This is a genomic window from Blautia faecis, from assembly GCF_027662325.1.
Lineage (GTDB): Bacteria > Bacillota > Clostridia > Lachnospirales > Lachnospiraceae > Blautia_A > Blautia_A faecis.
In genome coordinates this window covers 113314-132436 of record NZ_JAQDKY010000006.1, presented here as the reverse complement: position 1 = coordinate 132436, position 19123 = coordinate 113314, and the positions used below count along the sequence as shown (strand labels likewise).

The window sequence follows — 19123 nt, the reverse complement described above, 5'->3', positions numbered from 1 at the left end:
CATTGTCCGAATGCGTCCGCCTTTAACAACTTTCAACATACTAAATAGTAATAAAATATACAGAAAAGAGGACACCCCATGAGCAAAGTAACCATAATCACCGGCGGTACATCTGGAATCGGAAGAGGGATTGCGGAGAAAATTCTGGAAAATTCTGCGTCGGACGATATTTTATATGTGAGCTATGGACATAACACGGAGCAGGCGGAGGAATTTCTTCATGCACAAACAGAGGAAAATCAGAAAAAAATCCGGTTGCTCCAGGCTGATATGTCATCCTATGATGAAATGATGAAATTTGTATCCCGGGTCAAAGAAGAAGCGAGCCATGTAGACTGGCTGATAAACAACGTAGGAATCAGCACCTATGCGAAATATGAAGACTACACCTTCAACGAATGGACCAAAATTGTGAATACCAACCTGTCTGTTCCGGTATTTCTGGTGAAAGAACTTCGCCCCATTATGAGCGAAGGCGGCAGCATTCTTTTTACAGGCTCCTACGCAGGACAGCAGGCTTATTCCTCATCCCTGGTGTATGGTGTCACCAAATCCGCCATTCATTTCCTTACCAAATCCCTAGTAAAAGAACTGGAACCAAAGCAGATCCGGGTCAATGCCATTGCCCCGGGATTCATTGAAACCAGCTGGCACAAAAACCGCACTCCGGAAAGCTATGAACGCATTAACCGTAAGATTGCGCTTCACCGCTTTGGTGAGATCTCAGAAGTGGCAGATATGGCATACGAAGTTCTGAAAAATGGATACATGAATGGAAGCGTTGTAGACATTCATGGCGGATATGACTATTTCTAAAAAGAATCCTGTGATCTGATTCCAAATAAAAAATCTGCACCCGGATTATATTCGCGAAGTGATTAACAAAAACAAAATTCACAAATATAGTTCGGGATTTTTCTAAATATAAAATTTCTGGAATTAATTGATTTTAAGAAGATAGTGTGCTAAAGTATTTATAATGTTGTGCGAAAGCGAGGAGAAAACATTGCACAAAAGTGATGAAAAATACCAGGCTTACGTAAAAATCCTAGAGGAAGAACTGGTTCCTGCAATGGGATGTACCGAACCCATTGCCATTGCCTATGCAGGCGCAGTGGCGAGAAAAACTTTAGGTAATCTGCCGGAACAGCTGGATATTAAAGTAAGTGGAAATATTATCAAAAATGTAAAAAGCGTCATCGTTCCCAATACTGGCGGCATGAGGGGAATTGCAGCTGCTCTGTGCGCGGGTGTGATCGCAGGCGATGCGGAAGCGCTCCTTGAAGTAATTGCAAGAGTAACATCCGGTCAGAAGGAAGAAATCAAGTCCTACATGGATCAGGTGAAACCCAGGATCACTCCGGCATCCACCGGGCATGTATTTGAAATCGATCTGACCGTAACCAAAGGTACTGAAACGGCCCGTGTCCGCATTGTAGATACGCACACCAACATCATCCTTATTGAGAAAAACGGCCAGCCTGTTTTCCGGAAAGATGTCTGTTCAGGTAAGGAAGAGAAAAAGACCGACCATTCCATATTAAACATAGAAGACATTATCGACTTTGCCAATACTGTTGACACAGAAGATGTAAAGGAGGTTCTGGAGCGTCAGATCCGTTACAATACAGCCATTTCTGAGGAGGGACTTCGTGGAAACTATGGAGCGAACATCGGAAAAGTCCTTCTTCACACCTACGGCGACAATATTAAGATCCGTGCCAGAGCCAAGGCAGCAGCCGGTTCCGATGCCCGAATGAATGGCTGCGAGCTTCCTGTGGTGATCAACTCCGGAAGCGGCAACCAGGGCATGACTGCCAGCATTCCGGTCATTGAATTTGCCAGAGAGCTGCAGGTTTCCCATGACAAAATGCTTCGCGCCCTGGTGCTTTCCAATCTTGTAACCATTCATCTGAAGACTGGAATCGGAACTCTTTCTGCCTATTGCGGTGCAGTAAGTGCAGGCTGTGGAAGCGGTGCGGGAATTGCTTATCTCTACGGCGGCGATTATGAAGTAATTGCACATACAATCGTGAATTCCCTGGCAATTGTTTCCGGAATCATCTGTGACGGAGCGAAAGCCTCCTGCGCAGCCAAGATTTCAGCAGCAGTCGATGCCGGAATCATGGGCTATGAAATGTACATACAGGGACAGCAGTTCTACGGCGGTGATGGAATCGTTACCCACGGTGTGGAAAATACCATCCGGAACGTGGGACAGCTGGCGAAGGAAGGTATGTGCGAAACGGATAAAGAGATTATCCGGATTATGGTAGAGCGTGGTTGAAAAAGGCTTTCTGCAAGATGTGCGCCACAATTTGCGGGAGCTTGCGGAAATACTTTTTCAAACAGGTTCTAGGAAAAGGAGATGAAGGGAAAACACTATGAAGTGGAAATACATATTAAAAAGAATACTGATTGCCATTCCCACTTTTTTCGGAATTACCATATTGGCCTATTTTATTCTGAATATGGCGCCTGGTTCACCGCTGGATGCACTTCTGGCAGATCCGGGAATTACTCCGGCAGAGCTGGAACGTAAGAGAGTGGCACTTGGACTGGATCAGCCGGTGATCATTCAGTATTTTACCTGGCTGAAACAATTGCTTACGGGAAATCTGGGATTTTCCTACAGCACCCAGAGACCGGTGGCAGCGATGATACTGGAGCGTCTTCCGGCTACTGCGATTCTGGCAGCAAGCTCCATTGTACTGTCATTGATCGTATCCATTCCTCTTGGAATCTTTGCTGCCTCCAGGCCGAATTCAGGAAGAGATTACTTTTCCGGCGGTCTGTCTATGCTGATGATGGCGACTCCGAACTTCTTTGTAGGACTGGTATTTATTTATCTGTTCGCCATTGTGTTTAACATTCTGCCATCAGGAGGAATGTACAGCTCAAGCGGAGCTCATACATTCGGAGATCTGATGAAGCACATGATCCTGCCTTGTCTGGTCCTTTCCTTTCAGCAGATCGGAGGATGGGTAAGGCACATGCGAAGCAGTATGCTGGAAGTTATGCAGGACGACTACATTCGTACCGCCAAGTCCAAAGGTCTTACCAAATGGAAAGTGATCATGAAGCACGCCTTGAAAAATGCCCTTACACCGGTCGTTACAGTTGTGGGAATGTCCATTCCTTCTATTGTAGGCGGCGCAGTTGTAACCGAGCAGGTTTTCGGATGGCCGGGAATTGGTTCTCTTATGGTAACAGCGATCAACGGACGAGACTACCCGGTTATTATGGGAATCACGGTTATGATCGCGGCAGCGGTTCTTATTGCGAATATTCTCACTGATGTTGCATACGGAATTCTGGATCCGAGAATCAGCTATAAATAAGGGAGGATAGAAGACAGAAATGAAAAAACAGAAAAACGAAAATGTAAGCTATCTTTCCGAGGTACTTGATAAACTGAAAGAACACAAAATGGCTATGGCAGGTCTGGTGGTCCTGATCGTGGAAATCTTGATGGTGGTTTTTCTTCCCATGATCCTGAAACTGGATCCTTATACTTCAGATTACACTGCCTTTTCTGCAGCTCCGGGAGGAGCGCACATCCTTGGAACTGATGCTATCGGGCGTGATGTTTTTGCCCGTCTGATGTATGGCGGAAGAACTTCTCTGCTGGTTGGTTTTGTTTCCACACTGATCAGCTGCGCAATTGGAGTTCCTCTTGGCCTGGTTGCTGGTTATGCCAGAGGAAAGGCGGAAGCAGTTATTATGCGAATTGCAGATATTTTTATGTCTTTTCCATCAATTGTGCTGATCCTGGTGCTGGTTGCTGTTCTGGGACCGTCTGTCTGGTCTGTAACCTGTGTCATCGGTGTGCTCGGCTGGACACAGTTTGCCAGACTGATCTATGCAAATGTACTTTCCGTATCCGAGAAAGAATATGTAGAATCTGCAAGGGCAATTGGTACCTCCAATTTCAAGATCGTGACAAAGTATGTTCTTCCAAACTCTTTTGCCCCGATCCTGATCGCAATCACATTCCAGATGGCGAGTGCCATCCTTTCTGAATCATCGTTAAGCTTCCTTGGCATGGGTGTACAGCCGCCGGGAGCAAGCTGGGGAAATATGCTCTACGATGCGCAGTCCATTACTGTGCTTTCCCAGAAGCTGTGGATCTGGCTTCCGCCGGGACTTGCACTTCTGATCACGGTGTTAAGTATTAATTTTCTGGGCGACGGCATCCGCGATGCGCTGGATCCGAAAATCAAACTGTAATGTCTCAGGATCATGAAGGTCTTGATTCAAGGCCGGACAGTCCGTTGACATAAGATTGGTTCCGGGAGTTTCCCGGACTGATTTGCTTCACAAAACCTGTCAGAGAAAAAACATCCCTGACAAAAGAAAAAAGGAGGAGACCTATGAAATTCAACATGAAAAAGGCTGCAGCGCTCCTGCTTGCAGGAAGCATGGTAGCAGGTTATGCTGTTCCGGCTGCTGCTGAGGCAGAGGAAAAAGTAGTAACAGCTGCTATGGACCAGGCATGGGATACCATGATGCCGCTGAACACCACAAGCAACTACACCCGTTTTATCTGTGACCAGATTTATGACCGCCTGACACAGACAAACGCAGACGGTTCCATTGAGGGACGCCTTGCTGAGTCCTGGACTGTAAACGATGCCAGTGACGCAGTTACCTTTAAGCTTCATGAAGACGCAGTATGGTCTGATGGTGAGCCGGTTACAGCAGAGGACGTTGTATTCAGCTACCAGATGTATTCTGATCCGTCTGTAGAGGCAAAGAGCCGTTATCACCTGGAGTACATTGCCGGTGTGGATGATTCCGGAGCAGAGCTTTCCGAGGATTCTATCGAAGTAACTGCAGACAGCGATTATGAAGTAACCTTCAAATTAAAAGAGGCTATGTATCCTGATACATTCCTGCAGGATATCGACACTGTTTTCATCATCCCGAAACATATATTTGAAGGAAAAACAGCAGAAGAGATCAATGCTCCTGACCTTTGGGCAAATCCGGTAGGTTCCGGCCCATTCATCTATGACAGTGAGATCAATGGTGAGCGTATGGAGTTCACAAAGAATGAAAACTACTATCTTGGAACTCCAAATATTGACCGTCTGATCATCCGTGTAGTACCGTCCGCAAACGTTCTTTCCGGTCTTATGAACGGCGAGCTTGATTTGATTGGATTCGGTTCCGTACTGACTGATGACTGGGAAACAGCCAAGTCCCAGGATAACCTGGTAACAGAGTCTGTTCCTACCACTTCCTATACCACTCTGATCTTCAATACTCAGAAGGAATATCTTACTCAGGAAGTTCGCCAGGCACTGAATATGGCAATCAACCGTGACGTACTGGTAAATGGTCTTCTTATGGGAGAGGGAACTCCGATCATGACCCCGATCGCACCGGTAAGCCCATACTACAATGACAAAGTTCAGGTTCAGTACGATCCTGAAAAGGCAAAAGAGATGCTTGCAGAAGCAGGCTTCCCGGCTGGACAGACACTGAAATTCTTCATCTCCTCTGGAAGCAGCATTACCGAGAGATGTGCAGCCCTGATCGTACAGGATTTTGCAAATGTCGGTGTAAATGTAGAAATTGAGCAGATGGACTTTGCAACTCTGATGAGCCGTATGCTTGACGGCGAGCATGATCTTGGAATCATTGGTTCCGGCGGAACTCTTGACCCAAGTGAGAGCCGTGAAATGATCTATCCGGAAAGCTCCTGCAACTTCTGCCAGCTTCAGGATACAGAGCTTTCTGACCTGATCGACAAAGGAAACGCAGAGCTTACTTTTGAAGCAAGAAAACCATACTTCGATGAGTATCAGGAAAAGGTTGTAGAAAAAGCAGCTATGGGCTACTTATATACAAAGAACCTTCTTACCGCTTACAACAAGAGCATGAAGAACCTGAACGTTGCAGACTTTAATTGTCTGAACTGGTCTTCCTGGGAGTGGGATAAAGAGTAATAAAAATGGGAAACAGGACAAAAGCGGATAAAGCTTTTGATCCTGGAACCCGCCAAATATGAGAGAAAAGACTCTCATGTCTGGCGGATTTCAGGAGCTGTGAAAGAATCACAGTGAGTTAATTAAGAGAAAAAGGAGTACAGCTATGGCATCTTTACTTTCAGTAGAGAATTTACAGGTACAGTTTCAGACAAAAAAAGGCATTAACACAGCCGTTGACGGTGTAAGCTTTTCTGTAGAAAAAGGCAGGATCCTCGGAATTGTAGGAGAGTCCGGATGCGGAAAAAGTGTCACATCCATGTCTATCCTTCAGCTTCTTGGAAGCAACGCCCGGATTTCCGGCGGCAGCATCAAACTGGATGGAAAAGAACTGATAGGGCTTCCGGAGAAAGAGATGTGCAGGATCCGCGGAAATGATATTGCCATGATTTTTCAGGATCCAATGACTGCCCTGAATCCGACTCTGACTATTGGAACCCAGCTGATGGAACCAATTATGCTCCACCAGAACTGCGGTAAAAAAGAAGCCTGGACAAGAGCTGTGGACGTTCTGAAAAGAGTTGGGATCGCTGCTCCGGAGAAGCGGATGAAGGAATATCCGCATCAGCTTTCTGGCGGTATGCGCCAGCGAGTGATGATCGCCATGGCAGTATCCTGCGAGCCAAGACTTCTTATTGCAGATGAGCCTACCACAGCCCTGGACGTAACCATCCAGGCACAGATCCTGGAGCTGATGTGTGAGCTCAGGGAAAAAATGGGAACAGCCATTATGCTGATTACCCATGATATGGGGGTAGTAGCAGAGACCGCAGACGATGTGCTTGTTCTTTATGCAGGAAAAGCAGTAGAATACGGCAGCATTGAGGATATTTTTGAAAGACCGAAGCATCCTTACACACAGGGACTTTTGAACTCTATTCCCCGCCTTGATGAGGATGTAGAGCTGCTGAATACCATTGAGGGCACCGTTCCGGCACCGGACGCCATGCCTGCAGGCTGCAGATTTGCTCCCCGATGTCCTTACGGAAAAGACCGCTGCATGAAAGAAAAACCAGGCGTTTACCATGCTGGAAATTCTCTGGTAAGCTGCTTCAGATACGAGGGTGAGAAATAATGAGTGAGAACACAGGAATCTTATTGGAAACAAAGGATTTATCCAAATATTTTACGGCAAAAAAAGGGCTTCTGAACCGTAATCCATCTGTAGTAAAAGCAGTAGACCATGTAAGTCTTTCTGTGAGAAAGGGTGAGACACTGGGCCTGGTCGGAGAGTCCGGCTGCGGAAAATCCACTCTGGGAAGAACTATTCTCCGCCTGATCCCGGCAACAGAGGGCCAGGTTATGTACAATGGGGAAGATATCCTTACCTATGATAAGAAAAAAATGTGGGAAATGCGCCGGAAGCTGCAGATTATTTTCCAGGATCCATATAGCTCCCTGAATCCCAGAATGACCGTTTATGATCTGATCAGTGCCCCTCTTGAAGTGTATAAAGTGGGGACTAAGGAAGAACGCAGGGAAATGGTGGAAGAGATCCTTCAGGAGGTTGGACTGGATAAACAGTATCTGAACCGTTTTCCTCACGAGTTTTCAGGCGGTCAGAGGCAGCGAATCGGAATTGCAAGGGCACTGATCCTGAATCCGGAATTTGTTGTCTGTGACGAGGCGGTTTCCGCACTGGACGTATCTGTCCGTGCGCAGGTGCTGAATCTTATGAGAAATATGCAGCAGAAGAAAAATCTGACCTACCTGTTTATCTCCCATGACCTGAGCGTAGTCCGCCATATCAGTGACAGAATCGCAGTTATGTATCTTGGAAGTGTGGTTGAGGTTGCAGAAAAAGCCCAGCTTTATTCCAATCCGATGCACCCCTATACAAAAGCCCTTCTTTCCGCAATCCCGCTCCCGGATGTGAAGAAGAAACGTCAGCGTATCATTCTGGAAGGTGACGTGCCAAGTGCCTACAATCCACCGTCAGGATGTAAATTCCACACTCGCTGTCCCTACGCAACAGACCGCTGCAGGCAGGAAGTTCCTGTGCTTCAGGAGGTGGAAAATGGGCATAAGGCAGCCTGCCACAGGGCTTTGGAGCTTGCTTGAAAATTTATTTCCTGCATCTGCAGGCTCCGCAAATTGTGACGTACATTTTGTAGAAAGCCTTTTTAAACATGTTCTGGAGTCTGCTGAATAATTACATATCAGGAAGGATACTACCGGTTTCCAAAGAATTCCATTAAAGGGATATCTTCGGGAAACCGGTATTTTTTTAAGCTATTTTTGTTTAATTTGACGTTGTTTTCGCTGCTTTATTGAAAAATATTTCATTTTTTGCTAAATTATATATAAATGTGGAGTATTCTGATTTTGTTTAGAAATATTCCGGAATTTCGAAAGGGGTTGGAATGGTGGAAAACAGAAATAACAGATTGCTGAATGCGAAATTAAACAAGTATATCGTTCCAGGTATTATGATGTCGCTGGCACTTCAGCTTGGAAACATTGTGGACACTATCTTTGTAAGTAATTTAATTGGTGTAGAAGCAATGTCCGCAGTCACAATGAGTCTTCCGGTTGAAACGATAGTTCAGCTTACCGGTTACTGTCTGGGTGTGGGAGGTTCCATAGCTGCAGGAAATATGCTTGGTAAACGTGACAAAGAAGGGGCTTCGAAATTGTTTTCAGCCACTTTCATCGTCACACTCGTGGTGGGACTGCTGTTTTCTCTTATTGCATTTCCTGCTGCAGGACCTATTGCCAGATTTCTGGTATCCGGAGACGGAGTTTTGACAACTTATACAAGAGACTATATCCGCATCAGCATGTTAGGTGCACCGGTAATCGGAATTGGTCTGATGATGGTAAATTACCTTGGGGTGGAAAATCATCCGGAGCTTGCTTCTGTTTATCTGATCACAGCCAATGTGATAAATCTTGTGCTGGATTACATATTTCTTAGATTTACACCACTTGGAGTTACAGGTGCATCCTTATCAACGGTACTTGGCTTCCTTTTTGCCATGGTGGTTTTCCTTTTCTATATTCGCTCAGATAAGAGGAATATCAGTTTCGTGCGGCTGAATGCAAAGGATTTCGGAATCGTGAAGGAAGCAGTGATTACAGGTGTGCCCATGCTTGTTTTCATGGCAACCAATTTTGTAAAAGCCCTTGGCCTGAACACCATCATTATGAATCAGATCGGGGAAGACGGAATGGCAGTATTTACGGTCTGCGACAATGTTTTGCTGATCGTGGAAATGCTTACAGGCGGAATCATTGGTGTAATTCCTAATGTTGCAGGAATTCTTTTTGGAGAAAAAGACTATGTAGGAATCCGTGTCCTGTGCAAAAAAATGCTGAAATACAGCTATATCGTGCTGGCAGTCATATTCGTTCTGATCATGCTGTTTACAGAACAGATCACCATTATGTTCGGAGGCGGCGGAGAGCTGGGACGGGAGATGGTTCATGCACTGCGTATTTTTGCTTTATGTGTAGTGCCTTATCTCTGGAATAAATTTACCGTAAGCTATTATGAATCTATTGAAGAGACTGCAATTGCAAGCTTTGTTACCTTCCTTGAAAACGCAGTGGCAGTTCTTCCTGCAACATTTATAGGAATTTCTATCTGGAAACAGATTGATGGAATCGGTACAAATGGAATTGGTGCTGCATTTGTTGCCACAGAGATCATAACCCTGATCGCAGCCTGGATTTTCCGAAAGATCAAACACAAAAATTCTACTTTTTATATTGTTCCGGACCAAAATCCCGGAATCAATCTTGATTTTTCCATTAAGAGCACCATGGAAGAAGCTGGCGCAGTTAACAGAAAAATCCTGGAGTTCTGCAAGGAAAACGGTGTATCCGGAAACAGATCCAATCTTGCTGCCGTGTGTGCAGAAGAAATGACTGTGAATATCATTAAATTTGGTGGAAAAACTTCCAACTGGATCGACATCAATCTTTGCCTGGAGGATGACATTTGCCAGTTAAGGATAAGAGACAACGGAGTGAATTTTAATCCGCTGGAATACAGCTATGACCATGAGGAGTTTGATATCCATGGAATTGAGCTGGTGAAAAAGATTTCAAAATCAATGGATTATATCCGCGCAATTGATATGAATAATACAATAATATCATTTTAGGAGGTGCAGGAAATGCCTGACATTAACGAAAAGAGCAATTTTGTTTTTGAATTTCAGCCTGTGACAAAGCTGTTTGAAGAGCAGGTGCGGCTTCATCCTGACAAATGTGCTGTAGCTTCCAGCAAGGAAAGCTTTACCTACGCACAGCTGAATGAAAGAGCAAACAGAATTGCGAATTCTCTTATTGAAAAAGGCGTTGGCTGTGAAAAAATCGTAGGTGTGGTACTGGAGCGCTGTTGTGACTTTTACGCAGTCCGTCAGGGTATTTTGAAGGCTGGTGGTGCATTTGCTGTCGCAGCCCCGGATTATCCCGATGACCGTGTACAGTTCATTTTTGAAGATGCAGGAGTTCCCTTTATTATCACCACAAAGGAGATCCAGAAGGAGCGCCAGGAGCTGTTTTCCAGGCTTTCCTGTACGGTGCTTCTGCTTGAAGAACTGCTGGAAAACCCAAATGCCGGGAACCCGGATACCCAGATTAAGGAACATGATCTTTGCTACTGTATTTACACCTCAGGTTCTACTGGAAAACCAAAAGGTGTTATGATCGAGCATATCAACCTTGCCAATTTTGTAAATCCCAATCCAAAGAATGCAGAAACCTATGGCTATGTAAGCAGGGGAAGCGTTTCCCTTTCCATGGCAGCCATGACATTTGATGTTTCGGTACTGGAGGAATTTCTCCCTCTCACCAATGGAATGACTGCAGTGATCGCAAGCGATGAAGAGATCCTGAATCCCATTATGCTTGGAGATTTAATTGTAAAAAATAAAGTGGATATTATGACCACAACTCCTACCTATCTTTCCAATATGATCGATCTGCCCCAGCTTCAGGAAGCAGCTGCCCAGATCAAGGTATTTGACGTAGGAGCAGAAGCATTCCCGCCTGCACTTTTTGACAAGATTCACGCAGTAAACCCGGATGCTTATATTATGAACGGCTATGGACCAACCGAGACCACCATCAGCTGTACCATGAAGGTGATCACCGACAGCAAAAACATTACCATCGGAGAGCCAAACGGCAATGTTCAGGTTTATGTGGTTGACAAAGAGAACAGGATCCTTCCGGACGGAGAGACCGGAGAGCTTGTAATTGCAGGTCTTGGAGTAGGTCGTGGCTACATCAATCTGCCGGAGAAAACAGCAGAAGTTTTCATCACTCTCAACGGAGAAAGAGCCTATAAAACAGGCGATCTTGCAAAGATCACTCCAGATGGCGAGATCGAATTTTTCGGAAGAATTGACAATCAGATCAAGCTTCGCGGTCTCAGAATCGAGCTTGGTGAGATCGAGGAGGTTGTTAACAGCTTCGAAGGAATCATCACCAGTATTACAGTACCGGTGGATAATAAATATCTTTGCTGCTACTTTATGGCAGACCGCCAGATCAATGTTGAAGCGCTTACCGCTTATGCGTCAGAATCCCTGGCTCATTACATGGTTCCGGATGTTTTCATCCAGCTGGAAAAAATGCCTTTAACACAGAATGGCAAAATTGACAAAAAAGCATTGCCCAAGCCGGTGGCGCAACCCAGAAACCTGAAAGAGCCGGAAAATCCAATGCAGAAGAAGATTTTTGACATTGTGGCAAAAGTAGTAGAAAACGACTTCTTCGGAATCGACACCAGCTTTTATAAGGCCGGTCTTTCCTCCATCAGTGCAATGAAGCTCTGCGTCCTGATCTCAGAGGAATTTGGTGTTACCGTAAAAACAAGCGATATCCACGAGAACAATACCGTGGAGAAGCTGGAAAAATATGTCATGCTGGCGCCGAAGCTCAGAACCTACGAAAAGAGAGAGGTTTATCCTCTTACCGGTTCCCAGAAGGGTATTTTTGCAGAGTGCAGCAAAAATCCTGAGAGTACCGTATACAATATCCCCTTCCTTTTTGAACTGGATCCTGCAGTGGATACCCGGAAATTATCCGATGCAATTGCCAGAATGGTAAGTGCCCATTCCTACCTGCTCACACAGGTATATCTTGATGATAATGGGGAGATGGTACAGCGCCCTGGAAATGAGACATTTGTGCCGGAAGTGATCGAGACCACAAATGAGAAATTTGCCAGCCAGAAGGAAAGCCTTGTACGTCCGTTTAAGCTGGAAAAAGGACGTCTCCTTCGTGTGGCAATTTATGTGACAGAAGATAAGAAATACCTCTTTACAGATTTCCACCATATTATTGCTGACGGCAACTCTTATGATATCATTTTCGAGGATATCAATAAGGCCTATATGGGTGAAAAACTGGAAAAAGAGTCCTATACCGGATTTGATGCGGCTCTTGACGAAGAACAGCAGATGAAAGAGGGCAAATACAAAAAAGCCGAGAAATATTATGACAGTATTTTTGAAGGAATTGAAACGGAATCCCTCCCAATGCCAGACCTGAATGGAAAAGCTCCTGAAAAAGGTTATCTGGAGAAGACCATGGGCCTGAAAGAAGAGGCCATTCTTTCCTATTGCGAGAAGCTGGGTGTTACCCCGAATATTTTATTTACAGGTCTGTTCGGCATCCTTATGGCAAAATACTCCAATGCAGAGGACAGTCTGTTTTCTACTATTTATAATGGACGAAACGATTCCAGGCTTGAAAACACAGTCTGCATGCTGGTAAAAACCCTTCCTGTTTATTGCAAATTCGACCCGAAGACCACCGTACAGGCGTATATGGCAGAGCTTTCCGAGCAGATGCTGTCCTCCATGGCAAACGATATTTTCCCATTTTCCGATATTTGTGCAAAATACGGGCTGAATTCGGATCTTACCTTTGCATACCAGGCAGAGTTAAGCGACGATTATCCAATTGGAGACACCATTGCCAGAGGCCACGACCTTTCCCTGGATATGGCCAAAATGCCTCTGCTGATCCAGGTAAGAGAGTACAACCACACTTATGTGCTTACAGCAGAATACCGCAGCGACATGTACAGCCAGGCCTTTATTGACGGAATCCTGGATTCCTATGAAGCTGCCATGAGCTCCATGCTGAAAACAAAATATGTTTCTGAAATCTCTGTGATCTCTCAGAGTGGGGTAAACAAGATCGCAGAATTCAATCATACAGAAAACGAATTTGACAGAAGCAAAACCATTTCTGACCTGTTCGCTGAATTGGCAGAGACCATTCCAGACCACACCGCAGTGGTATTTAAAGACCGGAAATATACATACAAAGAACTGGACGAGCTCAGCAACAGACTTGGAAAATATATTGCATCCCAGGGAATCGGCAGGGAGGATGTAGTCTCCATTCTGATCCCCCGCTGCGAATACATGGCCATCGCACCAATGGGCGTGATCAAAGCCGGTGCGGCATACCAGCCTCTTGACCCTACTTACCCGAAAGACCGCCTGATGTACATGCTGGAGGATTCTGATGCTAAGCTTTTGATCGCAGACAGAGAGCTTCTGCCGCTGGTAGACGGCTATCAGGGACCTGTTTTATTTACAGATGAGATCCCACAGCTGGAAGACCGTGATGTGGAACTTAAGAAGCCAGAGCTTCATGATCTGTTTATTTTACTGTACACCTCCGGCTCCACCGGCGTACCCAAAGGCTGTATGCTGGAATATGGAAATATCACTGCATTCTGCCACTGGTACAAAAAGTATTACCATATAGATCACAGCTCCAAAATAGCAGCTTATGCGTCCTTTGGTTTTGATGCTTCCATGATGGATATTTACGGAGCAATTGCAAACGGTGCAGAGCTTCACATTATTCCGGAAGAAATCCGCCTTGATTTCATTGCACTTCAGCGTTATTTTGAAGAGAATGGCGTTACCCATTCCTTTATGACTACACAGGTGGGAAGACAGTTTGCGATGGAAATGAGCTGCGAGAGTCTGCAATATCTTTCCATAGGTGGAGAGAAGCTTGTTCCTATGGAACCGCCGAAGGATTATAAATTCTTTAATGCGTATGGTCCTACAGAGTGCACAATTTTTACAACTGTATTTGAAGTGGATAAATATTATTCAAATATTCCAATCGGAAAAGCGCTTGATAATTTCAAGCTTTATATAGCCGATAAGTTTGGTCATCTGCTTCCATACGGTGCCTGCGGTGAACTGATGATCTCCGGATGGCAGGTTTCCAGAGGCTATCTGAATAAACCGGAGAAAACTTCGGAAGTTTATACGAAGAATATTTATGACGATGCAGAAGGTTATGAAGTCCTGTATCATTCCGGTGATGTTGCCAGATATCTTCCGGATGGAAACATCCAGATCATTGGAAGAAAAGACTCCCAGGTTAAGGTCAGAGGCTTTAGAATTGAGCTTTCCGAGGTTGAGGAGGTCATAAGAAGATACGAAGGCATAAAGGATGCAACCGTAGTGGCTTTTGACGATCCAAATGGCGGCGGAAAATATATTGCAGCTTATGTAGTATCTGACGGTCAGGTTGACATAAATAAGTTAAATGATTTCATCAAAGAAACCAAGCCTCCATACATGGTTCCGGCAGTTACCATGCAGATCGACAAGATTCCGCTGAACCAGAATCAGAAGGTAAACAAAAAAGCCCTTCCACTGCCAGAGCGAAAAGTGGAAGAAATCGTGAAACCGGAGAATGAGACTCAGCAGAAGCTGTTTGACTGTATTGCTGAGGTTCTTGGCTATACCGAATTCGGCATTACCACAGATATTTACGAGGCAGGACTGACCTCTATCACTGCTATTAAGCTGAATATCCTTATTTCCAAAGCTTTTGACATTGTGATAAAAACATCTGACATCAAGGATCACCCAACCATTCAGATGTTAGAGAGCTTTGTGAAGACTGCCGGAAAAGAAACCAAGAGGGAAATCCAGGAAAATTATCCTCTCACCAATACTCAGGAGGGAATTTTCATCGAGTGTACAGCCAATATGGGATCCACCATTTACAACATTCCATATCTTCTGAAGCTTGACAAAAAGGTTGACCTGGATAAGCTGGCAGAAGCAATTGACAGCACCGTTGCAGCTCATCCTTACCTGAAAACTCGTCTCTTTATGAGCGACGAAGGAGAAGTCCTTCAGAAACGTAATGATGCTTTCACTTATAAGACGCAGATTATAAATGGAATGAACCGGGAAACTCTGGTTCGTCCGTACATGCTGTTTAATGAACAGCTTTTCCGCTTTGAGATTCACAGAACCTGTGATGGAAATTATCTGTTCCTTGACATTCATCATATTGTTGCAGATGGTACCTCCCTGGGCATTATCCTGAACGACATTAACAGGGCTTACAGCGGAGAAAAGCTGGAAGTGGAAGAGTATACTTCCTATGATCTGGCCCTTGATAACAGGGATGCTCTGGCAAGTGATGCTTATAAGAATGCAGAGAACTACTATAAATCCGTTTTTGAAAATGCGGGCGGAAGCATCAACTTCTATCCAGACAAGAGCGGAGCAGCTCCAACCGCAGAGATGTATCATCGTGAGACCAGTGAGTTCTCCGTACAGGACGTGAAGGCATTCTGTAAGAAGCACGGAATTACAGAGAATGTATTCTTTATCTCTGCTTTTGGTATTACTCTTGGAAAATACAATTTCAGGAAGGATGCGGTATTTACCACTATTTACCACGGCAGAAACGATTCCAGACTTTCCGATACCGTGGGTATGCTGGTAAAGACTCTTCCCGTTTACTGTGATTTCTCAGGAAGCACTGCGGATTGCCTGAATGCTGTCCAGCAGCAGCTGATTAATTCCATGAACAACGATATTTATCCGTTCTCCCAGATCAGCCATGAGTTCAACATCAAGGCAGATGCCATGGTGATCTATCAGGGCGACAACTTCGCCTTTGATAATATCGGCGGGGAATATGCGCAGGAAGAACCTGTTCAGCTGAATGCGGCAAAGGCACCTGTTTCCATCAGTATTTCAATTGAGAGAAATAAGTTTGTCTTTGAGATTGAGTACAGAGGCGACATGTACAACGAGGAAACCATCAAATACCTTGCAGATAACCTGGAAACAACGGCAGATGGAATCCTGAGAGAATACGAGCCGGCAGACATCAGACTGATGTTTGAGGAAGAAACCAAAATGGAAGATGATCCTTCCCATGCCGGAAAGACCTTTGTAGACCTGTTCAGGGAAGCTGTTGCAAAATATCCGGACAGACCGGCGGTAAAAGACGGAATGGGCGAGCTTACCTATAAAGAACTGGACCATATGTCAGATTATGTTGCTCAGAAGCTTACGGAAAATGGCTTTGGCAGGGAAAAGGTTGCAGGTATTCTGTGCGGAAGAACAAAGGAATATGCCGTAGCTTATATCGGTGTTATGAAAGCCGGCGGTGCGTATGTTCCATTGGATCCGGAATATCCGCAGAGCAGAATTGAGTACATGCTGAAGGATTCCGAGGCAGAAAACCTGCTTGTAATAGACCGTTACCGCAGTCTGGTAGGCTTCTACGACCAGAATGTGATCAGCCTGGATGACGTGGCAGCAGAATCCAAAGACTTTGCACTTTCTGTAGAGCTCACAGCTCCGAAAGCAGAGAACCTGGCTTATATGATCTACACATCCGGTTCCACCGGAAAACCAAAAGGTGTTATGCTTGAACAGCGGAACCTGCTGAACCTGATCGAGTATATCCTTATGACAAGAAAACTGACACCAGATGATATTGTGGCAGAGTTTGCAAGCTTCTGCTTCGATGCATCCGTGATCGACCTGTTTGCTCCGCTTACTGCAGGCGCAGTACTGTACATTTTGCCAGAGAGCATACGAAAAGATGCGGTTGCTGTTGGAAAATTCATAAAAGAAGAAAAAATTACCACAGCTACCTTCCCAACTCAGATGGGCGAGTTGGTTGCAGAGCTTCTTGACGATGCTCCGAGCCTGAAATTTGTCACCCTGGGTGGTGAGAAGTTCAAATATTACCGGGATAGAACTTACCAGATGATCAATGGCTACGGTCCAACGGAGAATACTGTTTCCTCCACAGAGTTCTGGGTTGACAAACAGTACGACAACATCCCGATCGGTAAGTCACAGCGGAATATCCGCAGCTACATTGTGGACGAAAATATGAAACGGCTTCCGGTAGGCGCTTCTGGTGAGCTTTGCCATGCCGGACGTCAGATTGCAAGAGGATATCACAATCTTCCTGAGAAGACGGCTTCCGTATTTGTGGAAAATCCGTTCTCCGTATGTGACGAGGACAAACGTCTTTACAGAACCGGTGATATGGTCCGCATGAAAGGTGACGGAAATATTGAATATATCGGAAGAATCGATTCCCAGGTAAAGATAAGAGGATATCGTATTGAACTTGGTGAGATCGAAGGAGCTCTTCTGAAGCACGATAAGGTGAAGAATGCTGCTGTTATAGTGATCGAAAAAGGCGGAAACAAATATATCACAGCTTATTATACTGGTGAAATCATTCCGGAAGATGAGCTGAAACTGTTCCTGAACCCGCTGATTCCGGATTACATGATGCCATCCTTCTTTGTCCATCTTGAGAAAATGCCGGTGACTCCTGGCGGAAAGATAGACAAAAAGGCGCTTCCGGTACCAGAAGTAACCACCACAGCAAGCACAGCCTATGTGGAGCCTGTTACCGCTGTCCAGATTAAACTTTGCGAGATATTTGAAAAAGCACTTGGCATTGAAAAAGTAGGAATTGAGGATAACTTCTTCGAACTTGGAGGCTCCTCACTTACTGCATCAAAAGTTGCTGTTATGTGCCTTTCCAAGAATATTTCCATTGTATATGCAGACATTTTCAAATATCCGACCATCCGTGAGCTTTCTGCAATCGTGGATAACAGTGAGGCATTTGAAAATCCGCAGAGTGAGAACGAATTCTCCAGCTACAATTATAACCGGATCCAGAGCGTGATCAGCGGAAATGTAGAAGAAAACGTAAACCAGGTGACAAAGGAAGAAATTGGTGATATCATGATCACAGGTGCAACCGGCTTCCTGGGAATTCATGTTCTGAAGGCTTACCTGGATAATTATGACGGTAAGGTTTACTGTCTGGTACGTAAGGGTAAATATGAGTCCATGGAGAAACGAATGATGCATATGTTGATGTATTACTTCGATAATCCGTGCCAGGAACTGTTTGGAGAGCGTATTATCTGTGTGGATGGCGATATTACCTCGAAAGAACAGGTGGAGAAATTTGCAGATTACAAATTTAACACCATTATTAACTGCGCAGCCTGCGTAAAGCATTTTGCAGCTGGTGATGTACTGGAGAAGATAAATGTACACGGAGTGGAAAATCTGATTGAATTCTGTAAAAATAGTGGACGCAGACTGATCCAGATTTCTACTGTTTCTGTTGCCGGAGAGGGTTCCGATGGTGTTCCGCCAATGTCCAGAGTCTTTAATGAAAACGATCTGTATATTGGACAGAACATCACAAATGAATACATCCGCACAAAATTCCTTGCAGAGAGAGCCGTACTGGAAGCTGTTTCCAGTGGGCTTGACGGAAAGGTTATCCGTGTAGGAAATCTGATGAGCCGAAATTCAGATGGTGAATTCCAGATCAACTTTATTACAAACGGATTCCTGCGAAGTCTGCGAGGATATGAGGCAGTCGGTAAATTCCCAATTGGGGCTATGCACGAAGTTACAGAATTTTCACCAATTGATTCTACTGCACTTGCAGTATTGAGACTGGTACAGACAGACCGGAGATTTACCGTATTCCACGCCTGCAACAGCCACCATATCTATATGGCGGATCTGATCTATGCAATGCGGAGCCATGGATTTGACATTGACATTGTAAGTGATGAAGAGTTTGAGGCCGCGGTAAAAGAATTTGCAAAGAACAGTGATGACTCGGATGTTGTTTCCGGACTGATCGCGTATACAGCTCATAATGAAAATGAGATCTATACCCTGGATTATAGCAACCGGTTTACAGCACAGGTTCTTTACAGACTGGATTACAAATGGCCGGTTACAGATGACAGATATCTGGAAAGCGCTATTGAGGCACTTGACAGACTTGCATTTTTTGATTGATGATGGAACAAAGTTACT

General features: G+C 44.9%; 9 protein-coding genes and 1 pseudogene. 9 read left to right on the top strand and 1 reads right to left on the bottom strand.

Going from position 1 to position 19123, the window contains the following annotated elements:
• Nucleotides 1-78: 78 nt before the first annotated feature.
• Nucleotides 79-816, top strand: a complete 738-nt coding sequence (locus tag PGQ38_RS05160; protein WP_173735412.1) for an SDR family NAD(P)-dependent oxidoreductase — start codon at nt 79-81, stop codon at nt 814-816.
• A 190-nt stretch (nt 817-1006) separates the two neighbouring features.
• Nucleotides 1007-2287: an L-cysteine desulfidase family protein gene (locus PGQ38_RS05155; RefSeq protein ID WP_118577951.1), complete on the top strand. Its 1281-nt coding sequence runs from the start codon at nt 1007-1009 to the stop codon at nt 2285-2287.
• 5 nt (nt 2288-2292) lie between these two features.
• On the opposite strand, the pseudogene PGQ38_RS20450 reads toward PGQ38_RS05155, so the two are convergent.
• Nucleotides 2293-2352: pseudogene (locus PGQ38_RS20450) on the bottom strand (hypothetical protein); the annotation flags it as partial.
• Between the two features lie 32 nt (nt 2353-2384).
• Between PGQ38_RS20450 and PGQ38_RS05150 the strand changes: the two are divergent.
• The 7 genes from PGQ38_RS05150 (at nt 2385) to PGQ38_RS05120 (ending at nt 19105) form a co-directional block, all read left to right on the top strand.
• Nucleotides 2385-3341 (top strand): ABC transporter permease, encoded by a 957-nt coding sequence (locus PGQ38_RS05150; RefSeq protein WP_118577950.1) that lies wholly within the window; start codon nt 2385-2387, stop codon nt 3339-3341.
• A 19-nt stretch (nt 3342-3360) separates the two neighbouring features.
• Nucleotides 3361-4230, top strand: a complete 870-nt coding sequence (opp4C, locus tag PGQ38_RS05145) for an oligopeptide ABC transporter permease (RefSeq protein WP_173718543.1) — start codon at nt 3361-3363, stop codon at nt 4228-4230.
• A 143-nt stretch (nt 4231-4373) separates the two neighbouring features.
• Complete coding sequence (locus tag PGQ38_RS05140) at nt 4374-5954, top strand: ABC transporter substrate-binding protein (RefSeq protein ID WP_148463506.1); 1581 nt, start codon at nt 4374-4376, stop codon at nt 5952-5954.
• A 145-nt stretch (nt 5955-6099) separates the two neighbouring features.
• A complete protein-coding gene (locus PGQ38_RS05135) occupies nt 6100-7068 on the top strand; it encodes an ABC transporter ATP-binding protein (RefSeq protein WP_118577947.1) in 969 nt (322 codons plus the stop codon).
• A complete protein-coding gene (locus PGQ38_RS05130; RefSeq protein ID WP_270430958.1) occupies nt 7068-8054 on the top strand; it encodes an ABC transporter ATP-binding protein in 987 nt (328 codons plus the stop codon). Before PGQ38_RS05135 ends, PGQ38_RS05130 begins: the two co-directional genes overlap by 1 nt.
• A gap of 302 nt (nt 8055-8356) precedes the next feature.
• The gene (locus PGQ38_RS05125; protein ID WP_207728042.1) at nt 8357-10102 is read left to right on the top strand and encodes an MATE family efflux transporter; all 1746 of its coding nucleotides are present in this window, start codon (nt 8357-8359) and stop codon (nt 10100-10102) included.
• Between the two features lie 12 nt (nt 10103-10114).
• Complete coding sequence (locus PGQ38_RS05120) at nt 10115-19105, top strand: non-ribosomal peptide synthetase (protein ID WP_270430957.1); 8991 nt, start codon at nt 10115-10117, stop codon at nt 19103-19105.
• Nucleotides 19106-19123: the final 18 nt, after the last annotated feature.

Excerpts from the sequence above, each read along its gene's own strand:
- PGQ38_RS05160 (WP_173735412.1), top strand. The coding sequence starts at position 79 with ATGAGCAAAGTAACCATAATCACCGGCGGTACATCTGGAATCGGAAGA.
- PGQ38_RS05150 (WP_118577950.1), top strand. The coding sequence starts at position 2,385 with ATGAAGTGGAAATACATATTAAAAAGAATACTGATTGCCATTCCCACT.
- opp4C (WP_173718543.1), top strand. The coding sequence starts at position 3,361 with ATGAAAAAACAGAAAAACGAAAATGTAAGCTATCTTTCCGAGGTACTT.
- PGQ38_RS05140 (WP_148463506.1), top strand. The coding sequence starts at position 4,374 with ATGAAATTCAACATGAAAAAGGCTGCAGCGCTCCTGCTTGCAGGAAGC.
- PGQ38_RS05135 (WP_118577947.1), top strand. The coding sequence starts at position 6,100 with ATGGCATCTTTACTTTCAGTAGAGAATTTACAGGTACAGTTTCAGACA.
- PGQ38_RS05130 (WP_270430958.1), top strand. The coding sequence starts at position 7,068 with ATGAGTGAGAACACAGGAATCTTATTGGAAACAAAGGATTTATCCAAA.
- PGQ38_RS05125 (WP_207728042.1), top strand. The coding sequence starts at position 8,357 with ATGGTGGAAAACAGAAATAACAGATTGCTGAATGCGAAATTAAACAAG.
- PGQ38_RS05120 (WP_270430957.1), top strand. The coding sequence starts at position 10,115 with ATGCCTGACATTAACGAAAAGAGCAATTTTGTTTTTGAATTTCAGCCT.